Origin of the sequence: Candidatus Providencia siddallii, from assembly GCF_964026685.1 — a bacterium.
In the GTDB taxonomy this organism is placed as follows: Bacteria; Pseudomonadota; Gammaproteobacteria; order Enterobacterales; family Enterobacteriaceae; genus Providencia_A; species Providencia_A siddallii_A.
Window position 1 is genome coordinate 698,271 of record NZ_OZ034688.1, and the last position, 23,595, is coordinate 721,865.

Annotated in this window: 16 protein-coding genes, 4 tRNA genes and 1 pseudogene; 6 read left to right on the forward strand and 15 right to left on the reverse strand. The window is 20.7% G+C overall.

Features of this window, described 5'->3' with window-relative positions; all coding sequences use genetic code 4:
- Positions 1–67: 67 nt before the first annotated feature.
- Entirely contained in the window at positions 68–1,798 is a 1,731-nt protein-coding gene (gene argS, locus AAGD61_RS03025; protein WP_341764965.1) for an arginine--tRNA ligase, read from the forward strand.
- Between the two features lie 41 nt (positions 1,799–1,839).
- Here argS and murJ read toward each other — a convergent pair whose 3' ends face one another.
- Positions 1,840–3,378, reverse strand: a complete 1,539-nt coding sequence (murJ, locus tag AAGD61_RS03030) for a murein biosynthesis integral membrane protein MurJ (RefSeq protein ID WP_341764966.1) — start codon at positions 3,376–3,378, stop codon at positions 1,840–1,842.
- A gap of 588 nt (positions 3,379–3,966) precedes the next feature.
- Here murJ and AAGD61_RS03035 point away from each other — a divergent pair.
- Positions 3,967–4,051, forward strand: a tRNA-Ser gene (locus AAGD61_RS03035).
- A gap of 312 nt (positions 4,052–4,363) precedes the next feature.
- Here AAGD61_RS03035 and kdsA read toward each other — a convergent pair.
- From kdsA to asd, 14 genes are all read right to left on the reverse strand, one after another.
- A complete protein-coding gene (gene kdsA / locus AAGD61_RS03040; RefSeq protein ID WP_341764967.1) occupies positions 4,364–5,245 on the reverse strand; it encodes a 3-deoxy-8-phosphooctulonate synthase in 882 nt (293 codons plus the stop codon).
- A 260-nt stretch (positions 5,246–5,505) separates the two neighbouring features.
- A complete protein-coding gene (gene prmC / locus AAGD61_RS03045; protein ID WP_341764968.1) occupies positions 5,506–6,336 on the reverse strand; it encodes a peptide chain release factor N(5)-glutamine methyltransferase in 831 nt (276 codons plus the stop codon).
- On the reverse strand, positions 6,336–7,415 hold the full coding sequence (prfA, locus tag AAGD61_RS03050; RefSeq protein WP_341764969.1) for a peptide chain release factor 1: 1,080 nt from the start codon (positions 7,413–7,415) through the stop codon (positions 6,336–6,338). Before prfA ends, prmC begins: the two co-directional genes overlap by 1 nt.
- 363 nt (positions 7,416–7,778) lie before the next feature.
- Positions 7,779–8,864 carry a redox-regulated ATPase YchF gene (gene ychF / locus AAGD61_RS03055; protein WP_341764970.1) on the reverse strand — a complete coding sequence of 362 codons (1,086 nt, stop codon included), beginning with the start codon at positions 8,862–8,864 and terminating at the stop codon, positions 7,779–7,781.
- A 73-nt stretch (positions 8,865–8,937) separates the two neighbouring features.
- The gene (pth, locus tag AAGD61_RS03060) at positions 8,938–9,516 is read right to left on the reverse strand and encodes an aminoacyl-tRNA hydrolase (protein ID WP_341764971.1); all 579 of its coding nucleotides are present in this window, start codon (positions 9,514–9,516) and stop codon (positions 8,938–8,940) included.
- A 120-nt stretch (positions 9,517–9,636) separates the two neighbouring features.
- Complete coding sequence (locus AAGD61_RS03065; RefSeq protein WP_341764972.1) at positions 9,637–10,584, reverse strand: ribose-phosphate pyrophosphokinase; 948 nt, start codon at positions 10,582–10,584, stop codon at positions 9,637–9,639.
- 18 nt (positions 10,585–10,602) lie between these two features.
- Complete coding sequence (gene ispE, locus AAGD61_RS03070; RefSeq protein WP_341764973.1) at positions 10,603–11,466, reverse strand: 4-(cytidine 5'-diphospho)-2-C-methyl-D-erythritol kinase; 864 nt, start codon at positions 11,464–11,466, stop codon at positions 10,603–10,605.
- On the reverse strand, positions 11,433–12,092 hold the full coding sequence (lolB, locus tag AAGD61_RS03075; RefSeq protein WP_341764974.1) for a lipoprotein insertase outer membrane protein LolB: 660 nt from the start codon (positions 12,090–12,092) through the stop codon (positions 11,433–11,435). Before lolB ends, ispE begins: the two co-directional genes overlap by 34 nt.
- Positions 12,093–12,835: 743 nt before the next feature.
- Complete coding sequence (fabV, locus tag AAGD61_RS03080) at positions 12,836–14,035, reverse strand: enoyl-ACP reductase FabV (protein WP_341764975.1); 1,200 nt, start codon at positions 14,033–14,035, stop codon at positions 12,836–12,838.
- Between the two features lie 395 nt (positions 14,036–14,430).
- Positions 14,431–14,514: transfer RNA gene (locus AAGD61_RS03085), tRNA-Leu, on the reverse strand.
- Positions 14,515–14,516: 2 nt separating this feature from the next.
- Positions 14,517–14,587, reverse strand: a tRNA-Cys gene (locus tag AAGD61_RS03090).
- Between the two features lie 108 nt (positions 14,588–14,695).
- Positions 14,696–15,235: a CDP-diacylglycerol--glycerol-3-phosphate 3-phosphatidyltransferase gene (gene pgsA / locus AAGD61_RS03095; RefSeq protein WP_341764976.1), complete on the reverse strand. Its 540-nt coding sequence runs from the start codon at positions 15,233–15,235 to the stop codon at positions 14,696–14,698.
- 764 nt (positions 15,236–15,999) lie between these two features.
- The gene (gene mscM / locus AAGD61_RS03100) at positions 16,000–19,329 is read right to left on the reverse strand and encodes a miniconductance mechanosensitive channel MscM (RefSeq protein ID WP_341764977.1); all 3,330 of its coding nucleotides are present in this window, start codon (positions 19,327–19,329) and stop codon (positions 16,000–16,002) included.
- A gap of 36 nt (positions 19,330–19,365) precedes the next feature.
- Positions 19,366–20,253: an archaetidylserine decarboxylase gene (gene asd / locus AAGD61_RS03105; protein WP_341764978.1), complete on the reverse strand. Its 888-nt coding sequence runs from the start codon at positions 20,251–20,253 to the stop codon at positions 19,366–19,368.
- A 281-nt stretch (positions 20,254–20,534) separates the two neighbouring features.
- Here asd and orn point away from each other — a divergent pair, with 281 nt between their 5' ends.
- The 4 genes and pseudogenes from orn to hfq all read left to right on the forward strand — a co-directional run bounded on the left by orn (position 20,535) and on the right by hfq (position 23,465).
- A complete protein-coding gene (gene orn / locus AAGD61_RS03110) occupies positions 20,535–21,077 on the forward strand; it encodes an oligoribonuclease (RefSeq protein ID WP_341765308.1) in 543 nt (180 codons plus the stop codon).
- Positions 21,078–21,187: 110 nt separating this feature from the next.
- Positions 21,188–21,260 (forward strand) — tRNA-Gly (locus AAGD61_RS03115).
- Positions 21,261–22,241: 981 nt separating this feature from the next.
- Positions 22,242–23,180, forward strand: a pseudogene (gene miaA, locus AAGD61_RS03120) (tRNA (adenosine(37)-N6)-dimethylallyltransferase MiaA); the annotation flags it as partial.
- A gap of 60 nt (positions 23,181–23,240) precedes the next feature.
- Positions 23,241–23,465 (forward strand): RNA chaperone Hfq, encoded by a 225-nt coding sequence (hfq, locus tag AAGD61_RS03125; protein ID WP_341765309.1) that lies wholly within the window; start codon positions 23,241–23,243, stop codon positions 23,463–23,465.
- Positions 23,466–23,595 lie beyond the last annotated feature (130 nt).

A 23,595-nucleotide genomic window follows, 5' to 3' on the forward strand; every position in this document is an offset into this window, starting at 1 on the left:
TATAAAAAATAAAATTAATGTTTTATAATAGAATTATTTATACATGTTAATTTTATATAAAATTTAAATGAATATTCATTATATACTTTCAAATAAAATAACCAAAGCATTACATTCTTTTGGAGCTCCAAAAGAATGTAATGCTTTGGTTGTTCGTCAAATATCAAAAAAACATATTGATTATCAAGCAAATGGTATTATAAACGCAGCAAAAAAAATGAATATATGCCCACAAGAATTAGCTAAAAAAGTTATTAGCAAATTAAATCTAAAAGATATTGTAAGTAAAATAGAAATTAGCGGAAAAGGATTCATAAATATAAAACTTAATTCATTTTGGATAGCTAAACAAGCTGAAAAAGCATTAATTAATAATAAACTTGGAATATCAAAAATAAAACCAGAAATTATAATTATAGATTATTCATCTCCTAACATAGCAAAACAAATGCACGTAGGTCATTTACGTTCAACTATTATTGGTGATGCAATGGCGCGTACTTTAGAATTTATAGGCCATAAAGTTATTCGTGCTAATCATATTGGCGATTGGGGTACTCATTTTGGTATGTTAATAGCATATCTTGAAAAATTACAAAATAAAAATTACAATAATTTTTTACTTACTAATCTTGACGAATTTTATAAAAAAGCAAAAAAAAAATACGATGAAGATGAAAACTTTGCAAAAAAATCTCGTATGTACGTAGTAAAACTTCAATCTGGTGATAAATATTGCATTGAAATGTGGCAAAAACTAGTAAATATTACAATTGAACAAAATCAAAAAATTTATTATAGACTTAATATAACATTAACTAAAAATGATATAATGGGTGAAAGTTTATATAAAGACATGCTACCTGAAATTATCTCGGATTTAAAATCTAAAGGAATAGCAATTGAAAATAATGGTGCAATAGTTGTTTTTCTTGATGATTTTAAAAATAAACACGGAAAAACTATGGGTGTTATTATTCAAAAAAAAGACGGAGCTTTTTTATATACAACAACTGATATTGCTTGTATAAAATACAGATACGAAAAATTACATGCAAATCGATTATTATATTATATAGATTCACGTCAACATCAACATCTAATTCAAGCTTGGACAATAGCAAAAAAAGCTAATTATATTCCTGATTCAATAAAACTTGAACATCATATGTTCGGAATGATTTTAAACAAAGATAAAAAACCATTTAAAACAAGATCAGGAACAACAATTTCTTTAACTAGTTTATTGGATGAAGCAATTAAACGAGCAAAAAATATAATTTATAAAAAAAAACCAAATATAAACAAAAGAAATTTATCATATCTATCTAACATTATAGGTATTGGGGCTATCAAATATTCTGATTTATCAAAAAATCGAATAACAAATTATATTTTTAATTGGGATAATATGCTTTCTTTTAATGGAAATACCGCACCATATATGCAATATGCATATACTCGCATTGCATCAATTTTTAAAAAAGGTAATATTAAAAAAAAAGAACTAACCTTACCTATTTTTTTAAATTCATCGTATGAAATTGCTTTAGCAACACGTTTAATCCAATTTGAAGAAACTATTTTTTTAGTTGCAAATGAAGGAACACCTCATATTATGTGTTCATATTTATATGATATAGCAGGATTATTTTCAAAATTTTATGAAAATTGTCCTATTTTATCAGAAAAAAATAAAAATCAACGTCAAAGCAGATTAAAACTTGCACTTTTAACACAAAAAACATTAAAAATTGGATTAGATACACTAGGCATTAAAACTGTAAACAATATGTAATTTATAATAAAATATATATAAATTTTATTATAAAATATCAATTATTTTATATTAAGTTTTATAAAACTTAAAAATCTAAAACCTAATATAAACAATGTAATAAAATAACTTATTCCACCAATAAAAATTACTAAAAATAAATAAAACATTCTTATTAACATACCTTTTTCATATATAAAAGGTATACAATCTATCATAATAGATAAAACAGATCCCATAACAAATAAAGCTATTAATAATTTTAAAAAAAATATTTTCCATCCAAATAAAGGTTTATATATTTTTTGTTTTAATAATTGCCAATACAAAAGACCAGCATTAAAACATGCTGCTACACCTGTAGAAAGAGCAAGGCCAACATGTTGTAATTTTATAACAAATATTAAATTCATCAATTGAGTTAAAATTAATGTAAAAATAGCTATTTTTACAGGAGTAACTGTATCCTGCCTAGAATAAAAACCAGGAGCTAATATTTTAACTAAAATAATTCCTGTTAATCCTATACAATATGCAATTAAAGCATATTGCGTCATTAATGAATCATAAGCAGTAAAATTACTATATTGAAATAATGATATAATTAATATTTTAGATAAAATAGCTAAACCTAATGCGCACGGCAAAGTTAATAATAAACATAAACGCAAACTCCAATCTATTAATTGATGATATTCAATTTTATTATTATTAATAAAACTTTTAGTTAATAAAGGTAATAAAATAGTACTAATCGCAACACCTAAAATACCTGAAGGTAATTCCATTAATCTATCTGCATAATACATCCATGAAATTGAACCAGGTTGTAAAAATGAAGCAAATATTGTATTTATAATTAATGAAATTTGCGCAACAGATACCCCAATAATAGCTGGCCACATCATTTTTATAACCCTAAAAACACCTTGATTTTTAAATGAAAAACGTGGTAAAACTAACATACCAATTTTTTTAAGATAAGGTAATTGATATAAAAATTGTAATAAACCTCCAAATAATACTGACCATCCCAACGCTATAATTGGTGGATTAAAAAATGATGTTGCAAAAATAGAAAATACAATCATACAAATATTTAATAATGTTGGGGTAAAAGCTGGCACTAAAAAACGATTCCAAATATTAAGAATTGCACCAACAAGAGCACTTAACGAAATAAAAAAAATATAAGGAAATGTAATACGTAATAATTTTATTGTTAATTCATATTTATTTAAATATTTACTAATACCTGGCGCTGCAAGATAAATTATTCAAGGAGCACTAATAAATCCAATAAAAGTTACAATTGAAAGAACTAAAGTTAACATTCCAGCAATATAAGAAATAAAAATACGAGTAGCTTCCTTTCCTTTTTTATTTTTATATTCAGTAAGTATTGGGATAAATGCTTGAGAAAAAGCCCCTTCAGCAAAAATTCTACGTAATAAATTAGGAAGTTTGAATGCTATAAAAAAAGCATCCGCTGCCTCCCCAGCACCAAATATTCTAGCAATTATAGCATCACGAATAAATCCAAAAATTCTAGACATTATCGTCATAAAACTAATTTTTGTTAATATTTTAAATAAATTCATAATTTATAATTCTAAAAATTAATATATCAAATAATAAATAGTTATTTATATTAAATAAATAAAACAAAATATTAAAAATAAAAAAAATATACTAAATATTTTTTTTAAAATTAATTAAATTAATTTTTAATAATTATATTTTCTTTAAAAAAAATAATTTTACATTTATTTTTTAAAACATAATTAATTATTATATTTTATATTTTTGTAATTTTTACAATATTTTATTAATTAATAATATAATATATTTTTATTTAATTATTTAACTATTAAATTTTAATTCTTTTAAAAAAAATATTATAAATATAATACTATTAATAAAATAAAATTATTTAAATATATAAATAACTTTAATTTATACTATTTTAAAAAAATATAATATATTATCTATAAAAATTAAAACTTTTTAAAAAAATTACTACTTAAATTATAAATTTTGTTTATCTTTTTATTTTATATAATATTATTTATTTAATATTTTTATTAAATTAATACTTAACTCATATAACTAAATATTAATTGTATAAAAACTAAACATAATATATATTATAAAAATTAAATATATATTATATTTTACTTTAAATATATGGTGAGATGTCCGAGAGGATGAAGGAGCACGTTTGGAAAATGTGTATACTAAAATGTATCGAGGGTTCAAATCCCTCTCTCACCGCATGAAATAAAATTAATTTTTTTAAAAATAAAAAAAACAAAAAATATTTTTATAAAAAATAAAATATTACAAATTATTATTAATAATATTCATTATATGTATATATTATAAATTATTATATAAATATAAATAAAATAAACATAAATAATATTTTATTATAAAAAATTTTAATATATTAAATATTTCCTATTAAAATTATATTAACAATAAATATAATTTTATAAAAAAATACTTTTTTACAAAATTATCTATTTTTATAAAACAAATATAAAAAATAATAGATTTTTAAAAATCTAAAAATAAAAATAAAATTTAAAATAAAAAAAATAAATATAAAAATCAATTATTAATATCTATTTTAGAAAAACTTTTTACCAATTCATCTATCGCTTTTATTTGTATTAAAAAAGGTTCTAACTTATCTAATGGTAATGCAGAAAAACCATCACATTTTGCATCATCAGGATTTGGGTGAGATTCTAAAAACAAACCAGCTAAACCAATTGCTATACCAGATCTAGCTAATTCTAATACTTGGGAACGACGACCACCAGAAACAAAAGAAAATGGTTCACGATATTGCAATGAGTGTGTTACATCAAAAATTACAGGATACCCATTAGAAACTTTCTTCATAACATTAAAGCCTAACATATCAACTAACAAATTGTCATATCCAAAACTTGTACCACGTTCACATAAAATAATTTTATCATTACCATTTTTAATAAATTTTTCAATAATATTTCCAATTTGATTAGGATTAATAAATTGTGGTTTTTTTATATTAACAACAACATTTGTTTTTGCTATAGATTTTATTAAATCAGTTTGACGTGCTAAAAAAGCAGGTAATTGAATTACATCAACCACTTCAGAAACAATTTTTGCTTGTTTTGGCTCATGTATATCTGTAATAATTTTTACATTAAACGTTTGTTTTAATTCTTGAAATATCTTTAAACTTTCTTCTAATCCTAAACCACGATAAGAATATATTGATGTTCTATTTGCTTTATCAAAAGAAGCTTTAAATACATAAAAAACATTTAATTTAAAAGTAACATTAACATAATGTTCACACACTCTCATTGCAATATCACGAGATTCAAGCACATTCATCCCGCCAAAAAGAACAAAAGGCAAATCATTTGCTACACTAATATTACCAATATTAATTATTTTATGTTGCATATTTAATTTATCAATTTTTAAAAAATATTAAAAAACAAAAAAACTTAATTTAATAAAACTATTAATATTTAATTAATATAATTATATTATTTTAATTATAAATTACTTAATTAATAAAATAATTATTTTATAAAAAAATATACTAATTTTAGTTAAAAATACTATTTATTAAATAATTAATAATTAAGTTCAATTTTTTATAAAATATTTGCTATATTTTAAAAATAAATATTTTACCCAAAAAAATCTTAACTGTTTTATTATATATATTGAGCTAATGAAACTCTATCGCATTTACTATAATCAACACATGTTTTAATATTACTATATCCATAAAACTTAAATAAATTACGTACAGACAAACCTTGCTTATAACCATGTTCAAGAATTACCCATCCATATTTTTTTAAATATTTTTTAGATTGTTTAATAATATAAGCTAAATTTGACATACCATTATCATATGCTACTAATGCAATAATAGGTTCAAATCTTAAATCACCTTTTTTTAAATGAATATCATTTATTTTAATATAAGGCGGGTTACTAACGATCATATCAAATCGCTGATATAACAAAGAAGAAAACCAATTACTTTTTAAAAAACATACATTAAATATATTTAATCTAAATTGATTCTTTTTCGCTAAATTAATTATTTCATAATTAATATCAACACCAATTATTAAACATTTTGGCAATTCAAAAGCAATTGATAAAGCTATAATACCTGTCCCAGTTCCTAAATCTAATATTTTATAACGTTTATTACTTAATCTAATTAAAGCTTGTTCAACTAAACATTCAGTATCCGAACGAGGTATAAGTGTAACCGGTGACACATAAAATGATAAAGACCAAAATTCATATTCTCCAATAATATAAGCAATTGGTTCTCCCTTTTCTCTTCTTTGTAAGAATAACTCAAGAGTTTTATATTCATTTATTGTCAATTTTATTTCATTAAAAGCAAAAATATAAGCATAATTATAATTAGTTACATATTTCAAAAGAATTTCAACATCTTTTATTGCAGTATTACTAAAACTTAACCTTATTGTTGCTTGTTTTATCCAATCTATACATTTCATTAATTTTCTAACAATTCCATTAATTTATCTGTTTGATATTCATCAATGATAGGACTAATTAATAAATCTAATTTTCCAGACATAATCTCATTTAAAGAATATAATGTTAAATTAATACGATGATCAGTAATTCGCCCTTGATGAAAATTATACGTACGAATACGATCTGAACGCGAACCTGATCCTAATAAATTACGCCGTTCAGAATCTTTAATTAATTGTCTTTTATCTTTTTCTGCTTGATAAATACGTGCAGCTAATACAGACATAGCTTTAGATTTGTTTTTATGTTGAGAGCGTTCATCTTGACATTCAACAACAATACCACTTGGCATATGTGTAATACGTATCGCAGAATCTGTAGTATTAACATGTTGACCACCTGCTCCAGATGATCTAAACGTATCTATACGTAAATCAGATAAATTAATTTTTGGAGACTCTATTTCTGATAGCTCAGGTAAAATTGCCACAGTACATGTAGAAGTATGAATTCTACCTTGAGATTCAGTTTCCGGAACTCGTTGAACTCTATGTCCACCTGATTCAAATTTTAATTTACCATAAACATTATCTCCTAAAATTTTTATTATAACTTCCTTAAAACCACCATGTTCTCCATGTTGAAAACTCATTAATTCAATTTTCCAATTTTTGTTTTCAGCAAAACGAGTATACATACGAAATAAATCACCAGCAAAAATAGCAGCTTCAGATCCTCCTGAACAAGCTCTGATTTCTAAAAAACAATTGTTTTCATCATTTATATCATTTGACGTTAAAAATAACTTAAGTTGTTTTTCGATATTTTTATTTTTTATTTTTAATTCTATTAATTCTTCTTGTGCAATTGTTTTTAATTCAAAATCATTTAACATTGTTTCTACTACTTTTATGTCTTCCTGTAAACTATTCCACCTCTTAATATATCTTATTATATTAGATATTTTAGAATACTCCATTGATAATTCACGAAAACGATATTGATCTGATATAATATTAGTATCAATAAGTTTTTTTTCAATTATATTATATCGTTCTTGAAGCACTTTTAATTTTTCTTTTATAGAAAATTTCATTAGTTATACAAAACCCACAAGAATAAATTATTATATAACAATAGTAATTTATTATAAATAATAATATAATCAATACAATTATATAAACTTATAATTATTTATAAAAAAAATAAATCTAATAATTATTAATAATATCTTTATTTATTTAAATTTTATATTGAATTATATATTTATTTTGAGTAAAATAAAATCAAAATTACTATTAAATATACAAAAAATATAATTTAAAAATATTAAACATAAAAAAACTGAATTATTTTTAATAATTATTAAAAAATAAAAAAATATATTAATTAATATATAAATTATATGTAATCATTTTAATTAATATATAATAAAAACAATATGCATATTTTAAGATAATTATACATTAAATAAAAATTTTAAAATATCACCATCTTTAACAATATAATTTTTACCTTCCAATCGCATTTTTCCTGCATTTTTTGCTCCATTTTCTCCAGAAAACTTAACAAAATCATTAAATGCAATAACTTGTACACGTATAAAACCTTTTACAAAATCACTGTGAATTTTACTAGCTGCTTGTAAAGCAGTCGAACCGACACATATTGTCCATGCACGTACTTCATTTTTTCCAACAGTAAAATAAGTTTGTAAATTTAATAATTTATATCCTGCACTTATAATTTTATCTAAATCTTCTTTAACATAAAAATCAAAAAAATTTTTTTTATTTTCTTTTTCGTTAAAATTGACTATATTTTTTTTTATTGAAGCACATATAGGTATTACAACAGAATTTTCAAGATTAGCAATATTATAAATTTCATCTAAATATTTTTTTTTAAAATAATTCTTATCAATATTAGCAATATACATTGTTGGTTTTAATGTTAAAAAATTTAAATAATTAATAATTAATTTATTTTCTAAAGACAAATTGATCGTACGTAAAAGTTTATTTTTTTCTAAATGAAACAAACATTTCATTAATACATCTAATTCAATTTCTATATTTTTTTTATTATTTTTTTTATTATTTTTTATACGATTAATTGCACGTTCACAAATATTAATATCTTCTAATATTAACTCTGTATTTACTATATTAATATCATTTAATGGATTTATACAACCATTAATATGAATTATATTATTATCATCAAAACATCTAACAACATGAATGATCGCTTCAGTTGTTCTAATATGAGATAAAAAATAATTACCAAGCCCTTCACCTTTAGATGCATTTTTTACTAAACCGGCTATATCTACAAATTCCATAGTAGTTGATATAATACGTTTTGACTTTACAATTTTAGCTAATTTAATAAGACGAGGTTCTGAAACAAATACAACACCATTGTTTGGTTCAATTGTAGAAAAAGGAAAATTAGCAACTTCAATCGATGATTTAGTTAATGCATTAAATAATGTAGATTTTCCAACATTAGGAAGACCAATAATACCACATTTAAATCCCATATCATTTTACCTTTATTGATAAATTAATATTTATTTTATATTTTTAAATAACACAAATTTAATACTACAAGTATTATAATGCTTTAAAAATACGTGAACAATTAACTAATTCATTAGATAAAAAAATTTTTGTATAATCAATTACTTTTTTCATTACAATTTTAATTAAATCATTCTCATATTTTGTAGGATTATTTAATACAAAATTAACAATATTATTTTTATCTATAGGCCTACCAATTCCAATACGTAATCTATAAAAATTTACACTATTATTAAAATTACTTTTAATGCTTTTTAATCCATTATGTCCAGCGAGACTTCCTCCAAATTTTAATTTTATAATTCCAGGTAATAAATCAAGTTCATCATGTGCTATTAAAATTTCATTTATATTAATAGAATAAAAATTAGCTAATGATATAACAGATATTCCACTTAAATTAACAAAAGTTGTTGGAACCAATAAAAAAACTTTTTTATCACATACATTTATACACGAAGTAAATCCAAAAAATTTTTTTTCTTGCTTTAATTTTACATTAAAACTATCTGCCAATAAATTTACGTATAAAGATCCAATATTATGTCTAGTTTTAATATACTTTAATCCAGGATTTGCAAGTCCTACAATTAATTTTATGTTATTCATTTTTATTAAAGTAACATTTTTTAAAAAATCTATATTTATATAATAAATTAACTCAACATTAAATTAATATTTTTAAAATTTTTATATAAAAATCATATTATTAATAATTTTTAAAATAATTTAATACTTAAACATTGCAGAAATTGATTCTTCATTACTAATTCTACGTAATGCCTCAGCAATCATACCAGATAACGATAATATACGCACATTATTAAGCATTTTTATTTCTTTAGAAAGAGGTATTGTGTCACAAACAACAACTTCATCGATAATCGAATTTTTAATATTTTTCGCAGCATATCCTGAAAATACTGGATGAGTAGCATATGCAAAAACACGTTTTGCCCCACGACCTTTTAAGGCTTTAGCAGCATTACATAATGTACTAGCGGTATCAATCATATCATCAATTAAAATACAATCACGATCATAAACATCACCAATAACATGCATAACTTGTGAAATATTTGCACGAGGTCTACGTTTATCAATTATAGCCATATCAGTATCATTTAAAAGTTTAGCAATTGCTCTAGCTCGAATTACTCCTCCGATATCAGGAGATACTATAATTGGATTTTTTAATTTTTTTCGAAAAATATCATCAATTAAAATAGAACTTCCAAAAACATTATCTACAGGAACATCAAAAAAACCCTGAATTTGTTCTGCATGAAGATCAACAGTAAAAATACGATCAACTCCAACATTAGATAAAAAATCAGCTACAATCTTAGCTGTTATTGGAACACGAGCAGAACGAACACGACGATCTTGTCTAGCATAACCAAAATATGGAATTACTGCTGTTATTCTACCAGCAGAAGCTCTACGTAATGCATCAACCATAACAATTAATTCCATTAAATTATCATTGGTAGGAGCACAAGTCGATTGTATTACAAAAACATCACTACCACGAACATTTTCATTAACTTGAACACTAATTTCTCCATCACTAAAACGACCAACAAATACATCCCCAAGATTAATATTCAAATTATTAACAACACGTTGAGCTAATTCTGGGATTGCATTACCAGTAAAAACCTTTATTTCAGACACATAAAACCCTTTATTATATTATATTATATTAGTTATTTTAGAACGAAACTCATGTAATGATGACTTATTTATTCCTTTTACTAAAAAACTTTTTATTCATGTTGGAAGATGATTTAATAAATTTAAAGCATCAGAACGTGTTTTAAATTCAGAAAAAATACAAGAACCTGTTCCTGTTAATCTAAAAGTTGCATATTTTAATAACCAAGAAATAAGTTTATCAATTTTATAAAAACGTTTTCTTACAATATTTTCACAATCATTTGTATAAGGATTAATTAATAACGTAGATAATTGTTGTTTTGGAGAATCTCTATCTAATAAAGGATCTAAAAAAATTTCTTTAGTTGATATTTTTATTTTATTATTAATAATTAAATACCAATTTTCTTTTAAAAAAACAGGAGTTAAAACATCACCTATTCCTTCAGCAAACGAAGACTTACCTTTTACAAAAAAAGGTATATCAGCTCCAATAGTTTTACCTAATTCTGCCAAAACATCATCAGAAACTTTTGTAGACCAATGTTCATTAAGAGCTATTAATGTTGTAGCAGCATTTGAAGAACCACCACCTAATCCTCCACCAATTGGCAATCTTTTTTCACAACTTATATCTGCACCTAATGCCTTAGTATATTTTAAAACATTATGACAATAATTCTGTAATAATTTTGCTGCACATAAAATTATATTATTTTTTACTCCAGGTATTTTATTAAGTATATTAATTTTATTATCTAATCTAGTAGATATAGTTATTTTATCACCATAATTAAAAAAATGAATTAAAGTTTGTAATTCATGATAACCATCTTTTCTATAGCCATTTATATATAAAAATAAATTTAATTTGCCAGGAGATGGCCATGTCAGAATCATTTTTTTAATACCCAATCATCTATTTTAAATTTTATAAAATTATTACCTTGACGTAATTCAAAAACACTTGGTAAATATGGAATTTTTATAATATTATATTTTATATAATTTATTTCTATTTGTTTATTATTTTTTTTAAATCTCATAGTTTTTAACAAATTATTTTCATTAAAAATAAAATCAATTGAACTACCAGGTAAACCTATTAACCATAAAACAAATTCATTAAACGGTATACTTATTCCTATTAACTTAATTAACATATAATCTACATCATCACCAACGTAAACTCCTTTGTTTTTTATATTTAAAAATGAAAAATTATCTTCAAATTTAAATTCTATTTCAACATTACCAATTGGATTCATTAAAAATAATTGATATTTTTCAGGATAAAATTGTCGTTGAAAAAAAAATTTAGAATATATTTTATTTTTATCATTTGAATATATTAAAGACCCACGAACTTGATAATTATGCAACTTTAATAAATTTTGTTTATGAATATCCCATTTTATATTTTTTTTATAAAAAACATTTTTATTAAAAACTGATGTACAACTTAATAGTAATAAACAAATAATTTTTAAAAAAATAAATTTATTACTAATAATAGTAGATATCATATATTTTATATATTAAATATTTGATAATACATAGTTAAACATTTCATTGTTGAAATAAAATAATTTTATTTACAAAATAATACTATTAATAAAAATAAAATACATAATTTTTATAACATAATGTAAATAATTATAAAAGTTATTATTTTATTTTCAAATAAATGTAATTATATATAAAGAATATTATGTAATCAATTAATTTAATTAATAAAAAATATTTTATCTTAAATTAAAATTAAAATTAATATTAATTTTAATTTATATATGATATACATATTAAAATACATAAAAAATTACATTTTTTTATATACTAATTTAAAAATAACGTATTAAATAATAATATATAATACAAAAATATTTTTTTTTAAAAAATTAATAAAAAAACATTAACTAATTATATTTAACTAAAATTATTTTAAAAAATTAATTTTAAAATTTCAAATAAATGTAAAAGTATGTTTTATTAACTATAAAACATTATATTTTATATAAAAATATAAATATAATTATATTTAAAATATTAAGTTCTATAAAAAAATAAATAAATTTATCTTAAATTTATACTATATATATTATAAAAATTAATTTTTATATAAAATATTATATTTATCTTATAAAATCATATATTTATATCAAAAAATATAAAACAAATGATATTAAATTAATAAAAATATTATTAACTTAAAAAATAAATAAATTATATTTTTATAATAAATTTAATTTTTTTATAAACATTAAATTTACTATAATAAATTATTTACTGCAAATTGTTTTTTTATAATCACATCAACATTATAATCAATATTTTCAAAACCAAATCCAAATAATTGCAAAAATTCTTTTTTATAACCTATATAATCAGTAAATTCACCAAAATTATCATTACTTATTTTATTCCAAATATCACGACAACTATTTTGTACATCATCGCGTAATTCTAAATCATCTAAACGCAATCGATTTTTATTATCAGTTATTAATAATTTATTACTATATAATTTAGTTGAAAACAAACGTTGTATTTGTTCAATACAACCTTCATTAATATATTTTTCTTTCATAATTTTAAGAATAATAGACATGTATAAAGGCATTACAGGAATAGCTGACGAAGCTTGCGTAACAACTGATTTTAACACAACTATATATGCAGAACCTTTTTTTGATTTTAATTTTATATCAATAACATTTGCTGCTCGTTCTAAATCTTTTTTAGCTTTTCCTATTGTACCATGCAAATAAATAGGCCATGTAATTTCACTTCCTATATAAGAATAAGCAATTGTTTTAACATTATTTGATAATAAATTTGCATTATTTAAAACATCTATCCATAACTCCCAATCTTCACCACCCATAACACTAATAGTATCAACAATTTCTTGTTTATTAGCTGGTTTTATATCAATTTTAAATAACATATTTTTATTAGTATCTAAAGCAATTGTTTTATAAGATTTACCAATTGGTTTCAAAGTTGATCGAACAATTTTACCAGTTTTAGGAATTTTACGTTGTGATGATGCTATTGAATAAACTATTAAATCTAATTTAATTGACTCCTTTTTACATAAATCAATAACACTTTTTTTACATTCATCAGAAAAAGCATCCCCATTGATATTTTTTACATATAATCCTTCTTTTTTAGCAGCATGACTAAAACTAGCTGAATTATACCAACCAGCAGAAGCTGTTTTATTCATACCTCCTTGTTTTTCAAAAAAAACACCTATCGTATTAGTTTTAGCACCAAACGCTAAACTAATACGAGAAGAAAGACCATAACCAGTTGATGATCCAATTATTAATGCATTCTTAGGGCCGTCTTTAAATTCACCGCAAGATTTTACATAAGAAATTTGATTAAGTACGTTAACTTCACATCCAATAGGATGCGAAGTTGTACAAATATATCCACGAATTTTAGGTTTTATAATCATATTTTTATTAATCAATGTAATTTAAAATTAAAATATTTTTATAATTATTTTAATATTTTTTAATAATTTTATATCTATATGTATAAAATTATCAATAAACAAATTATTAATTATCATTTTATTTTCTATAAAATTAATTTTAAAAAATTATTTATTTGTTCTAACAAAAATAATATAAATTTACTAAATTAATAAAAAATATACAAAATTAAAATTATAAAAACTTTTTAAAATTTTTAATAATTATGTTTTAATAAAATTATTTTAATATTAAAATATATAAAATATTACTATTTATCAAAAAAATAATATTTTTTTTAAATTTTAAAAAAAATACTCTTTATAATTACAATATAAATAACTTTTTCTTTGCTTTAATATTAATTATAATCTATTGCCCAGAGCGGGATTTGAACCCGCACAGACTAAAGTCTAAGGGATTTTAAGTCCCTTGTGTCTACCAATTTCACCATCTGGGCTTAGGCGCGTCCCGGAATCGAACCGGGCTATACGGATTTGCAATCCGACACATAACCACTCTGCTAACGCGCCATAAAACAAATTTAAAATTATTTTACTATATTATAAGAAATACATATTAAGTCAATAAATTTAATTTAAAAAATAATATTATTTATAAATTTTAAATAATTCTATTATCTATGAATTAGACAAAAAAATTTTTAAATATCTATACATTGACCAAAACGTTAATATAGTAGCAACATACATTAAAAATATCGAAAAGTTTTCAATAAATAAATTTGGTTTCCATAATAAACCAATTAATGATATCATTTGAACTGTAGTTTTAATTTTACCAATAAATGAAACAGAAATAAAATGTCGTTTGCCTACTTCAGCCATCCATTCCCTAAGAGAAGATACTACAATTTCTCTACCAATCATTGTTAATGCTGGTAAAGTAACATACCATACACTATAACTTTCAGTTAATAAAATTAAAGCCGTTAAAACAATAATTTTGTCAGCAACTGGATCTAAAAAAGCACCAAATTTAGTAGTTTGATTTAATTGTCTAGCCAAAAAACCATCAAACCAATCAGTAATACTTGAAATAATAAAAATAAATAAACATATAAATATCCCAAATCGACTAGAAAGATAAAAAAACAAAATAAAAAATGGTATTAAAATAACACGAAATAATGTTAACCATGTTGAGATATTTAATTTCATATAACTTTCAAGATATTAAATAATAATTTTCAATAGCATATTTATTTTTATATATTTTAAAATACATAAAAACAAATATACTATTGAAAATAAATATACTAATAAATAGTACACATATTATTTACTAAATAACAAATAAAATAAAATAATTATTAATAACGAATATATTTATATTAAATATTTATAACTATAAAATCATAACCTTTTATATTTTTTTATAAATAAACTTAAATTTATTTATTTTATAAAAAATAAAATCTTATATTTTTATAAATACATATAATAAAATTTACAAAATTATATATTTAATATACAAAACAAAATTAATTTTAAAAAAATTTTATGTAATTACTTTTTATTAAAAATCAATTGTTTTAAAATATATAAAATATTTCATATAAAAAAATATTAAATTATTTTTTAAAAAAATAATTCATAAAATATATTAAAAAACTAATATTTTAAAAAAATAACAAATTCAATTTTATTTATAAATAAAATTGATATTTATATTATGTAATATAAACAATAATTATTAATATATTAAAATAAATTAAATAATAAACATAAATAATATTTTATCATATAGATATATATTTTAAAAAAAAATTAAAAAATAAACAAAAATAAATACATTAAATAGTAAATCTATTATATTTTTACTTCATATAAAATATATATAATAATAAAATTATTAAAATATTTTTATTCAATATACAATATTTAATTATTTATTTTTTAAAAAAATAATTTTTTTATTTTTTTTATAAATCATTTGTTTTATAAACAAATTCACTATAATTTTTTTCATTTTTAAAAGAAAAATCAAATATATTAACTTTTGCTTGAAATGGTGGAAAAGGTAAATCAATATTTTGCTTTTTAAAAAAAATTAATATATTTTGATGTATTTCATGTCTAGCTGGCAAACGATGTCCAATTTCAGAAACATAAACACGCAACTCAAAAATTTGAATACCTTGTTGTAAATCAACTAAATAAACTTCAGATATTGGATTTTTTAAAACCAAAGTACAATGTTCTACTGCTTGCAAAATTGTATTTGTTACTAATTTACTATTTACATGTATAGGAGCGCACACAATCATAACAATGCGAGTTATTGTATCAGATAAAGACCAATTTATAAATTGTTCAGTAATAAAAGCTTTATTTGGTACTATAATTTCTTTTTTATCCCAATCTGTTAATATAGTAGCACGTGTTTTAATTTTTGTAACGTTTCCAGTTAAATTACGAATAGTTATTGTATCATTAATTCGAATAGGTTTTTCAAATAAAATTATTAATCCTGAAATAATATTAACAAAAATTTCTTGCAAACCAAAACCTAATCCAACACCCATAGCAGCTACAAGCCATTGTAATTTTGACCAATCAATACCTAATATTGAAAAAGCAATAATAATACCAATAATAGTAATTGTATATTTAGTTAAAGTACTAATAGCATATCCAGTACCAGGTGTTAAATCTAAATGTTGTAATATTGCTAATTCAAGTAAAGCAGGAAGATTACGAACTAGTTGAGTGGTAATAATAATAACTAATATAACAATAAATATAGATTTTATATTAATTGTTTTAATAGTATCAACCCCATTAACCATAGAAGTTACATCCCATAAATGAATATTTTCAAGAAATGCAAATGCAATATGTAATTCAGACCATAACAAAATTAGAGAGACCAAAGCAATCATAGTTAAAATAGAACGAACTAAACCAAGCGATTGAATACTAATCACATCTAAATCAATTAATTGTTCTTCTATATCAACACTTCCTTCGTTACTATTTACTAACTGATTGTCATCCTCATATTTAGCACGCATAGCTAAAATCTCTGCTCTACGTTGTTTAGCTCTATCAAAAGCTAATTTTCGTCGTTGTATTAACATCCAGCGACGAATTGTATAATATATAATTAAAATAACAAACCAAATAACAAGTGAAGTTTCTAAACGTATTAAAAGTATTTGAGAAGTTGATAAATAACCTAATATAGAAAAAAATAAAGCAACTATAGGAGACAATAAAATCACCAACCATAATATATGATTAATAATATTTTCTTTTGATCCATTTTTATCAATATATAATGGAATTTGTAAACTATATAAATGTTTTTTAATTACACTTAATGCAATACATAATATTATAAAACAAAAACGACCAATACCAGGGACAAACTCTCTATTACCATAATGTTCAAAAGTAATAATTAACATAATTAATGGTACAACAACAAAAATAGCAGTTCGATAATATCTCATTGCACGTTTAACATAATTTTTATCCCATCCAAAATGAGCAATAAATAAACCAGTTTGACGAGAAAATATTTCACTAATCATAAACAACCATAATAATGGAGTTGTTGAACTAACACCATAACCTATAGCTGCTACCATAGAATATTGCCAAGAATTTTTTAAACCATAACCAATAGCTGACCACATTATAGGTAATGGTAAAGCAACAATAATAGACCAAAAAATAATACGAATAGTCAAATAAAAATGATCTTGTGTAACTTTACCAATTCGTAAACTAGAACGATTAAGAAAAGATTGATAATGTTTTCTAGTATTAATACTAAAAATAACTAAAAAAATAGAACCTAATAAACACAAAAATGTATCTTGAGTTGTTAACATTAATTTAAAAGATTTAGCAACTTGAGATAATGTATTTAACGATAATAATTTAATAATATCAGAAGCTAAAATCATAAGATATTTAACATTAATAGGAGCAACATCTGCAATCCAAAAAAGATAACGATTTGATGCATCTTTAACATCTTTTAATACATCTGTTAATTGATTAGTAGCAACGTTTAATTTTGTTAACTCAAGAATCTCTGTATCTAAATCAGAAATTATGGATAATAATAATTCTTTACGTGTTTTTATTAATAATAAATACATCTGATTTTGTTCTGTTGTTAACTTATTTATTTTTTTTTGTTTTGAAAAATTTAAATTATTTAAATGTTCCAAAATATCTTTATAATTCAAGCGTTGAACACGTAAATATGCTATTTTATGATCTAATTGTTGACTTTTAGGAATATCAGGTAATCTTGAAAGTTGCGTTCTTAATACTTCCCCTAATATGCTAGAACTACTAATCCATTGTGATTGCTCATTAATAGTAGCTAAAGCTTGACGAGCTTCTCCAATGCTTATAGAAATTTTTAATTGTGTTGATGTAATTGAATTCATTCTATTAGCTTGTTTTGTTAATTCTTGTGATATTCTATGATTTATATTAAGTTGTTCTTTTAAAAAAGGGATTAATTCACCTTGTTTAGCTAACATTCTAGTATATTTTAAAGCTAAAAAAGCTTTTTGTTGTCTTTTGGTATTTTGAAAATCACGTAAATTTTGTAATTCAAGTTCAAAAAGATGATATTTTTTTTTATATAATTCTAATTTAATACGAGAAATTTCTTGACGATTATTAGCAGATAATTGTTCAAGTTCTAATTCATTTACTATAGATTTTCGCGCATTAACTTCTGATTGACATAAAATGTATTTTGCTTCTGATAATTTTGTTGAAGATCTTTCTATAAAATTAAAATGTTTTATAGCTTCATTAAGTAAACGTCTTGCATCAGATATTTTTTGAGGTAAAATATTTAACGATTCAGTAATTTCTATAATTTTATCCTGTTCTTGTTGAATTAAATGACCTTGATCAAGTATTTGACTACTTAATTGAACAATACGTTGTTCTAACTCATTTAAATTAACATCAATTTTTATAGAATTTATTTGATTATTTTCATTTAAAAAATTTTTTTTTATCTCTTTTATTATTTTAGGATAATTATTTATTATTTTTTGATAATATTTACATCTTGAATTTGAATTATTAAATTCAGAAATCCATTTTAATGTTGACTCTAATACTTTTATTATTTCAATATCTTTTGAATTTTTATTTGATTCTAATTTTCTAAGTTCTTGTTTTATTTGTAATTCATCTTCAATTATATTTTGTATTGCAAATAACGAAGAATTAATAAACAAGCTAAATAAAAAACCAACAATTAAACGCACAATAAAATCCTAATAAAGATTATAATTATAGTTATATTAATTTTTAGGTAAATAAGATAATTCATTAGAAAATGATTCTGCTAATAAATCACCAACACGTGTTATACAACCAAGATGTAAAGAATTATTAAAAAAAATTTTATTTGGTTCAAATAAATTTATAACAGTTGATCCTAACTTAAACATACCCATTTCTTCCCCTTTTTTTAAAAATATAGAACCTTTTAAATTAAAATCTGGATATATAAAATGATTAATTTTATTTTTTCTATAAGAATTAACACATCCAAACCATACAGTACTTATACTACCTACAATTATAGCGCCAACTAAAATTTGAATCATTAAACCAATATCTGTTTTAAATACACAAATTAAACGTTCATTACGTGAAAATAAATTAGGTATTTTTTTAACAGAAAATAAATTAACAGAAAATAAATCACCGGGTACATAAATCATTTCCTTTAATAAACCATCACATGGCATATGAACACGATGATAATCACTTGGAGATAAATAAATAGTAATAAAATTTCCATTTTTAAATTTATCAATTAAATAATGTTTTTTTACTAACAAATTATTTAAAGTATAAAAATTTTTTTTTGCTTGAAAAAGATAAATATCATTAATAGAACCAAATTGACTAATAGTGCCGTCAACAGGATATGCTACTTGATATTTTTTTGAAACAATTTTACGTGCATTCTTTTTTAAAGAACGAACAAAAAAATCATTAAATGTTGCATAATCTTTTAAATTAGTATATTTCGCTTCATTTATATTAATTTTATAAATTTTTACAAAAAACTTTATCATAAAAAAAGTTATATATTTAATTTTTTTATTAGCAAACCATCCAAAAAATTGAGTTATCCATAATTTAATTATATATTTTGTAAATATTTTACTTTTTAACATGTATTTTCCTTTTTTTTTACAAAAAAATATGTTTTACTTATTTTTTACTTTTTTAATATATCTAAATAAAATTATTATATTTTATCAATTAAAAACTTTAAAAATTAAAATCAATAATTTTTAAAATTTTATAAAAAAATAAATTAAAATTTTAATTTTTTATAATATAAAATTATTTTTTTAAAATATTAAAATTATATATTTTATATATCTATATAAAATATTTTTAATAATATTAAAATTTCATTTATGACGTTTTTTTAAAAAACATATATATATTTATTATGAAAAAAAACAATAATTTAATTTGGATTGATCTTGAAATGACAGGTCTTCATCCAATTCGTAATCGTATTATTGAAATAGCAACTATTATAACTGACAAAAATATTAATATTTTAGCAAAAGGACCTGTTATTCCAATTTATCAAACAGAAAAACAACTTAATTTAATGGACAAATGGAATATCACAACACATGTTACTCATGGTTTAATAGAACGTGTTAGAAAAAGTTCTTTTAACGAACGAGATGCTGAACTAATAACAATTAATTTTTTAAAACAATGGGTTAAAAAAGGAAGCTCTCCTATCTGTGGTAATACCATTGGGTTAGATAGACAATTTTTATTTAATTATATGCCTGAACTAGAAAACTTTTTTCATTATCGCTATATTGATGTTAGTACAATAAAAGAATTAGCTTTACGTTGAAAACCATCGATTTTAAATAAATTTACTAAAAAAAATACACATCAAGCTTCAAACGATATTATAGAATCTATAAATGAATTATTATTTTATAAAAAATATTTTTTTAAATAAAAATATTTTTTATAAATAAACAATATTTATTTAAAAAAAATATTTTTTATATATTGATAATTTTTATATTTTTGTTATAATAGAAACAATTTTTATAAAAAATTAATTTTGCGGGAATAGCTCAATTGGTAGAGCACGACCTTGCCAAGGTCGGGGTTGCGAGTTCAAGTCTCGTTTTCCGCTTAATATATATCAAATATTTTATTTATTAATATAAAAATATTTATATTTTAAAAAAACAAAAATTAAAAATGTATTTTTAATTTAAATAATATCATTATATAAAATTATAAATACATAAACATAAATATATATTATAAATATTTTATCTAATATTTTTATAAACGTAAAAATATAAAACATTTTTTAAAAAAAATAATATAAGAATATTATTAAAATCAATAAAATATTATATATTTATAATTTCTTAACAAAAAAAATTCATATTTAATTTTTAATTACATTTTATAAAAAAAATAATAAAAAACTAAATTAGTTAATAATAATTTAATTATTAATTAACAAAAATCTATTTTAACTGTTAAATATATAATAAAATAAAATCAAACTTTTATATAAATTAATAATTTATTATAATTTAACATTCAGTATTATATGATATATTAATTTCGTTAATCAAATATTTCTAATAATTTTATTATTAATCTATTTAAAATAAATAATTTTAAATATTTTATTTTATCAATAAAAAAAATAACAAAGAAATATTTTAATTATACAAATTTTATTTAAAAAATAAAATACTAAAATTTTTAATTAACCAATTTATTATTTTTAATATAAATATTTATATATTTTATATAAACTAAAATATATCTTAGAAATATTAATATCACAATGATTATAACATTTTTTTTAAAATACATAAAAACTTTTAAAAACAATTAATAACTTTTTAGAATATTATTCTAATTAATAAACTAATTATTAAAACTAAAATATATTGTATCTTTTAAAGATATATATTTATTATTAAAAATATATTAAATAAAAAATAACGAAATATTTTAACAAAACTATCTTAAAAATAAAAAACAAATATAATAAAAATATAAAATTACTAAAAATTTTAAAAAATATCATAAAATTTTTAAATTAGTGTTAAATACATTTTTAATCGATTAATTTATAACAATAATATCTATGTTAAAAATAAATAAATTATTACAAAAAAAACCAATTATAATATTTTTAATGGGTCCAACTGCCGTTGGAAAAACATCTTTATCAATTGAAATACAAAAATATTTACCTTTAGAAATAATTAGTGTAGATTCAGGATTAATTTATAGAGGAATGGATATTGGAACTTCTAAACCTAATTATAAAGAACTTGCAAAAATCCCACATCACTTAATTGATATTATAAATCCTAATGAATATTACTCAACAGCTAATTTTTGTCAAGACGCATTAAATATAATAAATAAAATATCTAAAAAAAATAAAATTTCATTATTGGTTGGCGGAACAATGTTTTATTTTAAATCATTACTTGAAGGTTTATCACCATTGCCTCCTCCAGATTTTAATCTCCGTGATGAAATAAAACAAATGATACAAAAAAAAGGATTATCTGAAATATATTATCGATTAAAAAAAATCGATTATATTGCTGCATCTAAAATACATCCTAACGATTCACAAAGATTAATTAGAGCATTAGAAATATGTATTATTTCAAAAAAAACATTAACTGAAATACAACAATTGCCAAAAAAAAAATTACCATACAACGTATTACAATTTGCTATTTTACCATTAAATCGTAAACTTTTACATGAACGTATAAAACAACGTTTTTATCTAATGTTAGAAAAAGGTTTTGAAGAAGAAGCGAAAAAACTTTTTAAACAATATAACTTAAATATAAATTTACCTTCAATTCGTTGTGTAGGATATAAACAAATGTGGTTATATTTAAATGGAGAAATTAATTATAATGAAATGATTAATAAAGGAATTTGTGCGACACGACAATTAGCAAAACATCAAATTACATGGTTGAAAAAATGGAATAACATTCATTTATTAAAAAATGAAAACACTAAGCATAATATTAACTTAATCATAAAAACTATATTTAATTTTTGATTATTACAAAATTGCAAAAACAAAATAATAAAATTAAGGAAATATATAATGACTAAGAATCAATCACTACACAATCCATTTTTAAATACATTACATCGTGAAAAAACACCAGTATTTATCTATCTTGTTAATAAAATAAAATTACAAGGACAAATAGAATCTTTTGATAAATTTGTTATTTTATTAAAAAATAATATTAATCAGATAATTTACAAACATGCTATATCTACAATTGTTCCTACTAAATTTATTTCTCATAATAATTTAAAATAAATACTATGTAAAATTAATAATTAATAAAATATTTTATATAAAATTTTAAAAAAATATTTAACAAATCAAAAATATTTCTTAAAAATACTTAATTTAAAACAGATAAAAATACAAAATCATTATAAATAAA